Source organism: Pseudomonas sp. EpS/L25 (genome assembly GCF_001512295.1).
Classification (GTDB): Bacteria; Pseudomonadota; Gammaproteobacteria; order Pseudomonadales; family Pseudomonadaceae; genus Chryseomonas.
This window is the reverse complement of sequence record NZ_LNUP01000002.1, coordinates 1600477-1613476: the sequence shown is the minus strand read 5'-3', so window position 1 is coordinate 1613476 and position 13000 is coordinate 1600477. Positions and strand designations below refer to the sequence as shown.

General features: G+C 65.8%; 12 protein-coding genes. 8 read left to right on the top strand and 4 right to left on the bottom strand.

Annotated features, from left to right (window positions below; genetic code table 11):
* Positions 1–249 precede the first annotated feature (249 nt).
* The 7 genes from hutC (at position 250) to AR540_RS08355 (ending at position 6551) form a co-directional block, all read left to right on the top strand.
* Positions 250–990, top strand: a complete 741-nt coding sequence (gene hutC / locus AR540_RS08385) for a histidine utilization repressor (RefSeq protein ID WP_059227786.1) — start codon at positions 250–252, stop codon at positions 988–990.
* 38 nt (positions 991–1028) lie between these two features.
* A complete protein-coding gene (locus tag AR540_RS08380) occupies positions 1029–1577 on the top strand; it encodes a HutD/Ves family protein (protein ID WP_059227783.1) in 549 nt (182 codons plus the stop codon).
* 282 nt (positions 1578–1859) lie between these two features.
* The gene (locus tag AR540_RS08375) at positions 1860–2699 is read left to right on the top strand and encodes a transporter substrate-binding domain-containing protein (protein ID WP_082706952.1); all 840 of its coding nucleotides are present in this window, start codon (positions 1860–1862) and stop codon (positions 2697–2699) included.
* Between the two features lie 60 nt (positions 2700–2759).
* Positions 2760–3482, top strand: a complete 723-nt coding sequence (locus AR540_RS08370; protein ID WP_059227781.1) for an ABC transporter permease — start codon at positions 2760–2762, stop codon at positions 3480–3482.
* 3 nt (positions 3483–3485) lie between these two features.
* On the top strand, positions 3486–4220 hold the full coding sequence (locus AR540_RS08365; protein ID WP_059227779.1) for an ABC transporter permease: 735 nt from the start codon (positions 3486–3488) through the stop codon (positions 4218–4220).
* Positions 4221–4239: 19 nt separating this feature from the next.
* On the top strand, positions 4240–5031 hold the full coding sequence (locus AR540_RS08360; protein ID WP_059227777.1) for an ABC transporter ATP-binding protein: 792 nt from the start codon (positions 4240–4242) through the stop codon (positions 5029–5031).
* A 5-nt stretch (positions 5032–5036) separates the two neighbouring features.
* Entirely contained in the window at positions 5037–6551 is a 1515-nt protein-coding gene (locus AR540_RS08355; RefSeq protein ID WP_236712018.1) for an HAL/PAL/TAL family ammonia-lyase, read from the top strand.
* Positions 6552–6851: 300 nt separating this feature from the next.
* Here the strand turns inward: AR540_RS08355 and AR540_RS08350 are convergent, their stop codons facing one another.
* The 4 genes from AR540_RS08350 to AR540_RS08335 are packed head-to-tail and all read right to left on the bottom strand — an operon-like array spanning position 6852 to position 11866.
* Entirely contained in the window at positions 6852–7598 is a 747-nt protein-coding gene (locus AR540_RS08350) for a gamma-glutamyl-gamma-aminobutyrate hydrolase family protein (RefSeq protein WP_059227773.1), read from the bottom strand.
* 47 nt (positions 7599–7645) lie between these two features.
* Positions 7646–8923, bottom strand: a complete 1278-nt coding sequence (locus AR540_RS08345) for an NAD(P)/FAD-dependent oxidoreductase (protein WP_059227772.1) — start codon at positions 8921–8923, stop codon at positions 7646–7648.
* Positions 8924–8978: 55 nt separating this feature from the next.
* Positions 8979–10472, bottom strand: a complete 1494-nt coding sequence (locus AR540_RS08340; protein ID WP_059227770.1) for an aldehyde dehydrogenase — start codon at positions 10470–10472, stop codon at positions 8979–8981.
* A gap of 11 nt (positions 10473–10483) precedes the next feature.
* Entirely contained in the window at positions 10484–11866 is a 1383-nt protein-coding gene (locus AR540_RS08335; RefSeq protein ID WP_059227768.1) for a glutamine synthetase family protein, read from the bottom strand.
* A gap of 203 nt (positions 11867–12069) precedes the next feature.
* On the opposite strand from AR540_RS08335, the gene AR540_RS08330 reads away from it, so the two are divergent.
* Entirely contained in the window at positions 12070–12957 is an 888-nt protein-coding gene (locus AR540_RS08330; RefSeq protein ID WP_059227766.1) for a LysR family transcriptional regulator, read from the top strand.
* Positions 12958–13000: the final 43 nt, after the last annotated feature.

The window sequence follows — 13000 nt, the reverse complement described above, 5'->3', positions numbered from 1 at the left end:
ACATATACAGACATAAATCACGACGGTAAACTGCTGGTGTGGCGCTTCAGGAGTTCGCGCAAGAATCGGCGAGTGATTTTTTGGCGGTTCGGCGCTCCGACTGGGCCAGGCGTCGCGACGAGTCATAGCGGAGCTATGCGAGGAGTGGCAACGCCGCACGGGCGGTCCGCCGTTGCCGCCGAAAAAGCGCCGCCAACATTGTGCAATTAACGTCTGAAACACCACACCAGTCTTTCCAAGGGGCCTTTCATGCCTTCATCGCCGAACCCTGCACCTTTGCCCAAGGCCGCTCCCGCACCTTTCTACGAGCAGGTCAAACAACTCATCCTGAGGCAAATCCATTCGGGCGCCTGGCCACCGCACCAGAAGATCCCGTCCGAAGCGGAATTGGTCGCACAACTGGGCTTCAGCCGCATGACCGTGCACCGGGCCCTGCGTGAACTCACCAGCGACGGCTTGTTGGTGCGGATGCAGGGGGTGGGCACCTTCGTCGCCGAACCCAAGGGCCAGGCCGCCCTCTTCGAGGTGCACAACATCGCCGACGAGATAGCCTCCCGCGGCCACCGGCACCGTCTCGAAGTCATCCGGATGCAGAGTGAAACGGCGAACGGCGAACGTTCCGTGGCGCTGGGCGTGCGCGAGGGCCAGCCGGTCTTCCATTCGCTGATCGTGCACTACGAAAACGACGTGCCGGTGCAAATAGAAGATCGCTACGTCAATCCGGCGGTAGCGCCCGAGTATCTCGACCAGGATTTCAGCAGCGAAACACCCTACGTCTACCTGAACCGCCTCGCGCCCTTGACCGAAGGCGAGCACGTGGTCGAAGCCGTGCTCCCCTCCGCCGAAGAGCAGAAGTTACTGCACATCCCCGCCACCGAGCCGTGCCTGCTGATTCGGCGGCGCACCTGGTCGGGACGCCGCGCCGTCACCAGCGCCAGGCTGCTGTATCCCGGCAGTCGCTATCGGCTGGAAGGGCATTTCGGCTCATGAGCAGGCTCGCTCTCCTTCCCGCGGCAGGGCACCGGCGCATGCCCTGGCGTAACGGCCTGGGCAGTACCCTCGAGATCGCGCGCGATACCGCCACCACGGCTACCGACTTCGGCTGGCGCGTGTCGCTGGCCGACGTGACGCAATCCGGAGCCTTTTCCCCTTTCGCCGGCATGACGCGGATCATCAGCGTGATCGAGGGTACGGGGATGCGGCTACACGTCGACGGCGAGATCACCGCGCCCCTGGGCTGCTGGCAGGCATTCGTTTTCTCCGGTGATGCCCAGGTCGAGTGCGAGCTGCTCGATGGCCCCATCCGTGACTTCAACCTGATCTATCGCGCTGATCGCTATGCAGCCGAACTCGACTGGGTAGCGATCGATGGCGCCTGGGAGCTGGATGATTCGCGAGCGCTGCTGCTGTTTTGCGCCGGGGGGTCGCTGGAAGTCCGTCATGAGGGTACCCGCCTGGGACTCGAGCCACTGGATGCCCTGCATGTCTCGCCAGGGCCATCGCCCACCAGGTTGACTATACAAGGCAAGGCTCAGCTTGGCGTGATCCGCCTGAACGCCCTGGCACTGCAACCTTGAAGCCCTGGGTTGTCCGCCGTGCGTTACCGAGCTGTTACCGAAAGTAGCCAGGAGAAGATCGGAGCCAGCGCCAGAGCGCCCTGGAATGGTGCGGAAAAAGAGAGGGCGCACCTTGATTGCGCTCGAGATGCTCTTCTATCGACCTCATCCCCCTTTCGAACCTGGACCAAAGCTGCAACGAACCAACTGGCCCTACATTTGCTTATGCTTGTACATACATGTGTCGGTAACCGAAGATCCAGAGCTTCATCCAGACAGCGCCAAGGAGCAGAGATGGGAAAGATGCGAGGTTTGAATATGCTGGCGGCAGGCATGGCCCTGGTACTGACCGGGGGGCTGGTACAGGCCAAGGAATGGACCAGCGTGAAGATCGCCACCGAGGGTGCCTATGAGCCCTGGAACCTCACGCTGCCAGGCGGCAAGCTCGGCGGCTTCGAGATTGATCTGATGGACAAGCTCTGCCCGCAGATGCAGCTCAAGTGCACCTACGTCGTGCAGAACTGGGACGGCATGATCGCCAGTCTCAACGCCGGCAAGGTCGATGTGCTCATGGACGCCATCGTGGTGACCGACGAACGCAAGCAGGCTGTGGCCTTCTCGATACCCTACGCCCGCACGCCGGCCAGCTTCGCCGCACTCAAGGCCGACCTGCTGCCCGGTGACACGGGTGCCAAGGACGTACGGACCCTGAGCACCGCGCCGGCAGACATCGCGGCCGGGGTCGCCGACCTGCAGAAGGCCCTGGCCGGCAAGACCATCGGCATCGCCTCGGGCACCGTCTACACCGATTTCATCGACACCTATTTCGGCAAGATCGCCACGATCCGCGAATACACCACCTCCGCAGACGCGATACTGGACTTGACGGCCGGACGCATCGATGCGGTTTTCGATGACGTGACCTTCCTCAATTCCATCATGGCGCAGCCGGGCAACCAGCAGGTGGTGTTCACCGGGCCTGAGCTGGCCGGCCCCATCTGGGGCGAGGGTGAGGCCCTGGCGTTCCGTCACGGCGATCCCGAGCTCAAGGCCAAATTCGACGCCGCGCTCAAGGCGGCGATCGCCGATGGCACCGTCAAGCAGCTCAGCGAGAAATGGTTCAAGGTCGACCTGACGCCTTGATTTCGAGGCGAGGCGGCCCGTGCCGCCTCGCCATCCGTCACGTCACTGCAGGATTCCCGGATGAATGTCCTAGTACTTCTAGGGTTCGGTGAGCGGGGCTGGGGCGCCTCCCTGCTCGCAGCCATGGGCACCACGCTGCTGGTCACCCTCACTGCCTTGTTGATCGGCGCCCTGTTCGGGGCGCTGGTCGCCAGCGCCAAACTCTCCCGGCATCGCTCATTGCGGCTGCTGGGCGAGGCCTATTCGCTGCTGTTCCGGGGCGTACCCGAGCTGTTGATCATCTACCTGTTCTTCTTCGGCGGCGCGACCCTGGTGACCGCCATTGGCTACTGGTTCGGTGGCGAGGGCTATATAGACCTGCCGCCCTTCTGGGTCGGCGCCCTCACCGTGGGCCTGATCTCCGGCTCCTACCAGGCCGAGGTCTATCGTGGCGCCTACCTGGCCATCGCGCCCGGTGAGATCGAGGCGGGGCAGGCGATCGGCATGTCGCGATCGCTGCTGCTACGCCGCATCGTCATTCCCCTGGTGTGGCGCTTCGCCCTGCCCGGACTGGGCAACGTCTGGCAGATGAGCCTCAAGGATTCCGCCCTGGTGTCGGTCATCGGGCTGGTAGAGCTGATGCGTGCCAGCCAGGTAGCCGCTGGCTCGACCCGCCAGTACTTCACCTTCTACATCATTGCCGGGATCGGCTACCTCCTGCTGACCGGCCTGTCGAGCCGCCTGTTTCATATCGCCGAAGCCCGGGTACGTCGTACCCAGCGCCCCCTGCATAGCGGAGCCTAGCGCATGCCTGATTTCGCCTTTCTCGCCTATGTCATGGGCCGACTGCTGACCGCGCTGCCCACCACCCTGGCGCTGTTCAGCCTCTCGCTCATCTGCGGCGTCATCCTGGCGGTGTTGGTCGTGGCGCTCAGGGTCAATCGCCGCCCCTGGGTGAGCCTGCCCGCGCGCGCCTACATAGCGCTGTTCCGGGGCACGCCGCTCCTGGTGCAGATGTTCCTCATCTACTACGGCCTGGGCCAACTGAGCGTGATCCGGGACAGTTTCGCCTGGCCGCTGCTGCGCTCCCCCTTCGGCTGCGCGGTGCTGTCGCTGGCGCTGTGCACCGCGGCCTACACCGCCGAGATCATCCGTGGCGGCCTGCTGGCGGTCCCGCGCGGCCAGATCGAAGCCGCAATGGCGGTGGGCATGACCCGCTGGCAGGTGCTGCGCACGGTCATAGCGCCCATCACCCTGCGCCAGGCACTGCCCGCCTACTCCACCGAAGCCATCCTGCTGGTCAAGTCCACGGCGCTGGCCAGCCTGGTGACGGTCTGGGACGTGACCGGCGTGGCCCAGCAGATCATCCAGCGGACCTATCGCACCATGGAAGTCTTCGTTTGCGCCGCGGCCATCTACCTCGTGCTCAACTTCCTGCTGGTACGCATCCTGGCCTGGCTGGAGCGATTGCTGACGCCGCCCCGCCGGGCACCGTCCGCCCAGGCCGCCACCCCCCTTGCCCAACCTTCCGCCGACCTATGATTCGCCCCTGGAGCCCGCTATGAGTCAACAAGCCGCGGCGACGCTCGTCGTCCAAGACATCCGCAAGGCCTTCGGCAGTCTGGAGGTACTCAAGGGCATCTCGCTGGAGGCGCACCCGGGTGACGTGATCTCCATCCTGGGTGCCAGTGGATCGGGCAAGAGTACCTTCCTGCGCTGCATCAACCTGCTGGAAACGCCGGACCAGGGCAGCATCAGCCTGGAAGGCCAGACCATCGCCCTGCAGCGCGGCCGCGACGGCACGCTCAAGGCGACCAACCAGCGCCAGGTCGAGTGGTTGCGTACCCGTCTGGGCATGGTGTTCCAGAGCTTCAACCTTTGGTCGCACCGCAGCGTGCTGCAAAACGTCATGGAAGGGCCGCTGCGGGTGCTCAAGCGCTCGCCAGCCGAATGCCGCGAGCAGGCCGAACGCCTCTTGCAGCGCGTCGGCCTCTACGAACGCAAGGACTACTACCCGGCCCATCTCTCCGGCGGTCAGCAACAGCGGGTCGCCATCGCCCGGGCCCTGGCCATGGAGCCCGGCGCGCTGCTGTTCGACGAGCCGACGTCGGCGCTGGACCCGGAGCTGGTGGGCGAAGTGCTCAAGGTAATGCGTTCGCTCGCCGACGAGGGCATGACGATGCTGGTGGTCACCCACGAGATGGGCTTTGCCCGCCACGTATCCAATCGGGTGGTGTTCATGCACCAGGGGCAGATCGATGCCCAGGGCACCCCGGAAGAGCTGTTCGAGCATTTGCCGAGCGAACGTTTCCGGCAGTTCGTGTCCAGCCATCAACTGCGGAGCGGTGAGTGATGCCCATGACCCAAGCCTCACCCCCCACCCTGGCGGCCGCTACCGTCATTCGCGGCAGCACCTCGCTGAGCTGGCAGGAAATCGTCGCGGTGGCGCGGGATGGCGCCCTGCTGGAGTTGACCGCAGACACCTGGCATCGCATCGATGAAGCGCGCGCTATCGTCCTGGGGATCGTGGCCCGAGGCGAACGCGCCTATGGCATCAGCACCGGCCTCGGCGCCCTGTGCAATGTGTTGCTCGAAGGACCGCAACTGGCCGAGTTGTCCCGCAATACGCTGCTCAGCCACGCCTGCGGGATCGGCGAGCCGCTCAGCGACGAGCAGACCCGCGCCATCATCTGCGTGGCCATCAACAACTACGCCCATGGCTATTCGGGCATCAGCCGCGAGGTCGTCGAGGCTCTCCTGGCGCTGCTCAACCTAGGTATCACGCCCCTGGTCCCTCGCGATGGTTCGGTGGGCTATCTCACGCATATGGCCCATGTGGGCGTGGCCTTGCTGGGTTACGGCGAAGTCCGCTGGGGCGGACGCATCCTCAGCGCCAGCGACGCCCTGCAGACGGCCCAGCTGCCGCCGCTGGCGCTGGGCGCCAAGGATGGCCTGAGCCTGGTCAATGGCACCCCCTGCATGACCGGCCTGAGCTGCCTGGCGTTGGCCGACGCCCACAACCTGGTGGAATGGGCCGACTGCATCGCGGCCATGAGCTTCGAGGCCCTCGGCGGCCAACTCGATGCCTTCGACGAACAGGTACTGGCGCTCAAACCTCATCCGGGCATGCAGCAGGTCGGTGCCAACCTGCGCGCCCAGCTGGCGAACAGCGAGGTGCTGGCCAGCTTCCAAGGCGTGCGCACCCAGGATGCCTTGAGTATCCGCTCGATTCCCCAGGTGCATGGTGCCTGTCGCGATCAACTCCGGCATGTCGCGCAGCAGATCGATCTCGAATTGGCCGGTGCCACCGACAATCCGCTGGTGCTGGGCACGCCGGAGGACTACCGGGTGGTCTCCCAGGCCAATCCGCATGGCGAGTCCGTGGCCATGGCGGCCGACCTGCTGGCCATCGCCCTGGTCGAGCTGGGCGGTATCGCCGAACGGCGCCTCGATCGCCTGGTCAACCCCTTGGTGAGCGGTCTGCCGCCGTTCCTGGTCGCTCATCCCGGGGTCAATTCGGGGATGATGATCGCCCAGTACGTGGCAGCCTCCCACGCCGGGGAAAATCGCCAGTTGGCGCAGCCCGCCGTCGTGGACAACTTCGTCACCTCGGCGCTACAGGAAGACCACCTGAGCATGGGCACTGGCGCCGCGCTCAAACTTCTACGGGTGATCGAGAACAGCACGCGCATCCTGGCCATCGAGTATCTGCTGGCCGCGCAAGCATTCGAATTTCTCAAGGCACGGCGCTTCGGAGAAGGCACCGCGGTCACCTGGCAGCGGCTACGCGCCGTGGTACCGCCCTACGAACAGGATCGTTGGTTGGCTCCCGATATCGCCAAGGCGGTCGAGATCCTGCGTGGAGGAGCCTGATCGCAGCGATCAAGCCGCCTTCCCCGGTCAGCACCCGCCCGGTCACGCGTCAGAGCCCTGCTGCTGGCGTGCAGCTACGCCCTTGAGCGTAAGCCGCCTGGGCGCCACGCCAGCCGGGGCTGCGCTCGCGGCGTAACGGACCTAGGCTCTGTACGAAAAATGCCTGCGCTCGGTGATGCTTCGTTGAAAAAGGCTTCGGAATGATCATTTACCACTCGTAAACCCGAGCGCGGGTCCGATCCGCTTCCTCAGCCTTTTTCGCCTCGCCTAACCTTCGCTCGGCGACTTTTCGTACAAAACCTAACGCGACGCGGCGTAACGCTGGCAGGCATCCCGGAACGCGTTCAACAGCGTCAGGGATTCGGGCGTGTCGCGGAAATTCCATTCGGGATGCCACTGCACGCCGACGACGAAACCGGGCGCGTCGGCCAGCGAGACGCCCTCCACTAGGCCATCCGGCGCCACGGCCTCGATGCGCAACCCGCTGGCCAGGCGATCGATGCCCTGGCTGTGCAGGGAATTCACCTGGAAGCTCGCCGGCAAGCCGAGGCGCTCGAATACCCCGCCCGGAGGCACCGCGACCGGATGCCTGGGCGCGTACTGCTCGGCCAGCACTTCGCTCTGGGGCTCGCGATGATCGTCATGACCGGGCAGCTCCTGCACGCGCTGGTGCAGGCTGCCGCCCAGGGCCACGTTGAGTTCCTGGAAGCCACGGCAGATGCAGAACAGTGGGATGCCGCGGTCGATGGCCAGGCGCAGCAGCGGCAGGGTGTTGGCGTCGCGCTGGGCATCGTGATGGGTGCCGGCGAGACTTTCCGGCCCCTGGTAGCGCCAGGGCTCGATGTTGGACGGCGAGCCGGTGAACAACAGCCCATCCAGGTGCTCCAGCAGCGCCAGCGGATCGCTCGGCACGCTGCGCGCCGGCAACACCACCGGCAAGCCGGCATGGGCGGCGGCCTCGACGTACTTGTCACCGACGGTATGGGAATCGTATTTGCCGAGCGTCTGCCGGCAAGCGGTCACGCCGATCAGGGGCATGCGAGACATGGTCTTCCTCCAGAGGGTCCGCCCGCGCGCTGCGCGAGCGGACACGGTCAAATACCCAGGCGATCGCGCAACTGGTAGTAGGTCGCGCCGAGGGCGGTGAGAGGGACGCGCAGCAGCCGCCCGCCCGGGAAGGGATAGTGCGGCAGGCTGGCGAAGGCATCGAAGCGCTCGGCCTGGCCACGCAGGGCCTCGGCCAGCACCTTGCCCGCCAGGTGGGTGTAGGTGATGCCATGGCCGCTGCAGCCCTGGGAGTAGTAGATGTTGTCCCCCAGGCGGCCGACCTGCGGCAGGCGCGACAGGGTCAGCAGGAAGTTGCCGGTCCAGGAGAAGTCGATCTTCACGTCCCGGAGCTGCGGGAAGGTCTGCAGCATCTTCGGCCGGATGATGGCCTCGATATCCGCCGGGTCCCGCGCCCCGTAGACCACGCCACCGCCGTAGATCAGCCGGCGATCGGCGCTGAGGCGGAAGTAGTCGAGCAGGTAGTTGCAGTCCTCCACGCAGTAGTCCTGGGGCAACAGGCTGCGCGCCAGCTCTTCCGACAGTGGCTCGGTGGTGAGCACCTGGCTGCCGCAGGGCATGGACTTGGCCGCCAGTTCCGGCACCAGGCCTCCCAGATAGGCATTGCCGGCGACCACGACGAAGCGCGCCTTCACCTGGCCATTGGCCGTGTGCACCACGGGATGCGCCCCGCGCTCGATGCGGATCGCCGCACTCTGCTCGTGGATCTTGCCGCCAAGGGCGGCGACCGCCGCCGCTTCGCCCAGGGCCAGGTTGAGGGAATGGAAGTGACCACCGCTCAGGTCCAGCAGGCCGCCGACGTAACGCTCGGTGCCCACCACACCACGGATGCCATGCTCGTCGAGCAATTGCAGCTGGGTGTGGCCGTAGCGCTCCCAGAGCCGCTGCTGGGCTTCCAGATGGCCCATCTGCTTGCTGGTGAGGGCCGCGAAGACGCCGCCATCCTTGAGGTCGCACTGGATGTTGTAGCGGGCGATGCGGTCACGGATGATGCGGCCGCCCTCGAAGGCCATCTGGCCCAGCAGCTGCGCCTGCCTGGCCGGCACTTGCCGCTCGATGACGTCGATGTCGCGACTATAGCTGTTGACGATCTGGCCACCGTTGCGCCCCGAGGCGCCGAAGCCGACCCGCGCCGCTTCCAGCACCGTCACGCTGAAGCCGTGCTCCAGCAGGAACAGCGCGGTGGAAAGGCCGGTGTAGCCGGCACCGATGACGCAGACGTCGCTCTCGACGCCGCCTTGCAGCGCCGGGTATTCAACGTGGAGATTGCGTGAGGCCGCGTAATAGCTGCCGACATGTTGCTGCATGGTGTGATTCCTCTACCTGCGAACCCCGCGCGGGCGCCGGATCCGCCGTGGTGGCTCAGAGCTTGATCCAGGTCGCCTTGAGTTCGGTGTATTTGTCGAAGGCATGGAGCGACTTGTCGCGCCCATTGCCGGACTGCTTGAAGCCGCCGAAGGGCGCCGTCATGTCGCCGCCGTCGTACTGGTTGACCCAGACGCTGCCGGCGCGCAAGGCCCGGGCCACGCGGTGGACACGGGACAGATCGCGGGTCCAGACCGCCGCCGCCAGGCCATAGGGGGTATCGTTGGCGATACGTACGGCCTCCTCCTCGCTGTCGAATTCGATCACCGCGAGCACCGGCCCGAAGATCTCCTCCCGGGCGATGCGCATGGCGTTGTCCACGCCGGCGAAGATCGTCGGGGTGACGTAGCTGCCACCGGTCTCGGCCAGGGCCCGCTCGCCGCCGCTCACCAGGCGCGCCCCTTCGGCACGGCCGGCCTCGATATAGCCGAGCACGGTACGCAGATGGCCGTCGTCCACCAGGGCGCCGACCCGGGTGGCGGGGTCCAGCGCATGGCCGGGCGTCCAGCCGCGCAGGGCCTCTACCACCAGTTCGAGGAAGCGCTCCTTGATCGAGCGCTCGACCAGCAGCCGCGAGCCGGCGACGCAGACTTCGCCCTGGTTGAAGGCGATGGCCGCCGCGGCCGCTTCGGCAGCGGCAGTGAGATCCGGGGCATCGGCGAAGACGATGTTGGGGCTCTTGCCGCCCGCCTCCAGCCAGACCCGCTTCATGTTGGACTCGCCGGCATGGATCAGCAACTGCTTGGCGATGCGGGTGGAGCCGGTGAACACCAGGGTATCGACGTCCGGGTGCAGCGCCAGCGCCTGGCCGACGGTATGGCCGTAACCAGGCAGCACGTTGAACACCCCGGCGGGAATGCCGGCCTGCAGTGCCAGGCCGGCGATGCGGATGGCGGTCAGCGGCGACTTCTCGGAGGGCTTGAGGATCACCGAGTTACCGGTGGCCAGGGCCGGGCCGAGCTTCCAGCAGGCCATCATCAAGGGGAAATTCCAGGGCACGATGGCCGCGACCACGCCGACGGGTTCGCGCGTCACCAGGCCGAGCTGATCGCGCGGCGTGGGGGCCACCTCGTCGTAGACCTTGTCGATGGCCTCGGCGCTCCAGCGGATGGCATTGGCCGCCCCGGGGACATCGATGCTCAGCGAGTCGCTGATCGGCTTGCCCATGTCCAGGGTTTCCAGCAGGGCCAGTTCTTCGGCATTGGCCAACAGCAAGTCGGCGAAGGCGATGAGCCCCCGCTTGCGCTGCGCCGGCGCCAACTGCGCCCAGTCACCCCGCGCGAAGCTGGCACGCGCGGCGCGCACGGCAGCATCGGCATCCGCGGCCATGCAGCTGGCGACCTTGGCGAGATGCCGGCCATCCACCGGGCTCAGGTCGTCGAAGGTCTCGCCGCACAGGGCGTCACGGTAGCTGCCGTCGATGAAGGCGCGGGCCTCCAGGGTCAAGCTCTGGTAGCGCTGCTCCCACTCCTGTTGCGTCAACTTCTTCATGAACAGACTCCTTAGACGGTATGCAGGTACCAGTTGTATTCGAGATCGGAGATGGTGGTTTCGAATTCCTCCAGCTCGGCTTCCTTGCAGGCGACGAAGATGTCGATGTATTCCGGGCTGATGTACTGGTTCATCACCGGGCTATCGTCCAGCTCGCGCAGGGCATCGCGCAGGTTGTTCGGCAGGCTCTGTTCGAGTTGTTCGTAGGAGTTGCCGCTGACCGGCGCACCGGGGTCCAGTTGCTGGGTCAGGCCGTGGTGGATGCCCGCCAGGATCGAGGCCAGCATCAGATAGGGATTGGCGTCGGCGCCGGCCACCCGGTGCTCGATGCGAATGGCCTCGCTATTGCCGGTCGGCACGCGCACCGCCACCGTGCGGTTGTCCAGGCCCCAGCTCGGCGCGTTCGGCACATAGAACTGGGCACCGAAGCGCCGGTAGGAGTTCACGTTCGGGCAGAGGAAGGCCATCGACGCCGGCAGGGTGTCGAGGATGCCGGCGATGGCATGTCGCAGCGGCCCGTGGTGCTCAGGATCGTCGCTGGCGAAGATGTTCTGCCCGGTCGCCTTGTCCAGCAGCGAGATGTGCACGTGCAGGCCATTGCCGGCCTGACCGGGATAGGGCTTGGCCATGAAGGTGGAGTCCATCTCATGGTCGTAGGCGATGTTCTTGATCAGCCGCTTGAGCAGCACCGCATGGTCGCAGGCCTTGATGGCGTCCTCGACGTGGTGCAGGTTGACCTCGAACTGCGCCGGTGCGGACTCCTTGACGATGGCGTCGGCCGGCAGGCCCTGCTCCTTGGCGGCTTCGAGCATGTCCTGCAGGCAGTCCACGTATTCGTCGAGGTCGTCGATCAGATAGACCTGGGTGGACACCGGCCGCTTGCCGGAGATCGGCGAACGCGGCGGCTGCGGACGGCCATTCACGTTCTCCTGGTCGATCAGATAGAACTCCAGCTCGAAGGCGGCGCAGAGGGTCAGGCCCAGGTCGTCGAATTTCTGCACCACCCGGCGCAGTACCTCGCGCGGATCGGCGAAGAACGGCGAGCCATCCAGCTCGTGCATGGTCATCAGCAGCTGCGCGGTCGGGCGCTTCTGCCAGGGCTCGGGGCTCAGGGTACCGGGAATGGGAAAGCAGGTGCGGTCGGCGTCGCCGATGTGCAGCCCCAGTCCGGTGCTTTCCACCGTGGAGCCGTTGATATCCAGGGCGAACAGCGAGGCCGGCAGGTTGATACCGCGCTCATAGACCTTGGACAGGCTGGCCCGCTCGACGCGCTTGCCCCGCACCACGCCATTCATGTCGGTGATCAACAGATCGACGTACTGGATCTCGGGGTGCTCCTTGAGAAAGCTGTTGGCTTCGGTGAGCTGAACGACGCGGGGAGATAGCGAATTCATGGAGAGGCATCCTTGACGCTGCTCCGCTGGATCGGCGGGGCCGGGGCGGGTCGGCAGCGTTGCTGTGAGTGGTGGTTCCTGTGGGCGCCGACCTCGCCTGGCGAAGCCCGCCCTTCCACCTGATTGCCCTGGATAGGCAGGCCCAGTATAAGTTGGCGCGAGCGCAACCAATATCGGCAATATGGCAAAGGAAGAATGCACGAATGCAATATCAGATCAGCCACGCCGACCTCAAGCTGGTCCTGGCCCTGGTTCGGGGCAGGACGCTGGCCAGGGCCGCCGAGCAGTTGCAGGTAGACGTTTCCACCGTCTTTCGCGCCATTCGCAAGCTCGAAGCCAGCCTGCAGCTCGCCCTTTTCGACAAGAATCGCCGCGGCTACACCCCGACCCAGAGCGCCAAGGCCCTGGCCGAACAGGCCGAGCGCGCAGAACAGGCGCTGGAGGCGGCTCGGATCGCGCTCATCCAGGGCGAGAACGTCATCAGCGGTACCGTCCGCCTGACCTGTACCGATGCGGTGCTGCGCAGCCTGCTGCTGCCCGGTCTCGCCGAACTCATGTCGCGTTATCCCGCGGTGGCCCTGGAAGTCGCCACCTCCAACACCTTCGCCAGCCTGAGCCGACGGGATGCGGACATCGCCATACGGCTGTCGAACTCTCCGCCCGAGCATCTGGTCGGCCGCCGGCTCGGCCGCAGTGCCTATTTCGTCTGCGGCCAGGAGCGCTATCGCCCTGGCTATGCGCAAGCGCCCACCGAGCTACCCTGGATCGCCCCCGATGACTCCCTGGCGGATCACGTCTCCGTCACCTGGCTCAGGCAGGCCTACCCCAGTCTCACCCCACGCTACCGCTGCAGCAGCATGTCCGCGGTGGGCGGACTGGTAGGCGCCGGTCTCGGCGTGGCGGCCCTGCCCGACTTCATGATCAGCAGCCTGGAGGGCGTCGAGCGCCTGAGCGCGGCCCTGGATGGTTGCGAAACCGACATCTGGCTGCTGACCCGCCCGGACAATCTGTCGCTGCGCTCCGTGCAGATCCTCTTCGAGCAGTTGGCGGACCTGCTCAGGGCGCGCATAGCCACTGCCTGCCAGGCTTGAGCCATCCGTCCCGGGTCGTTGGACAAGCACCGTACTGGCGGCT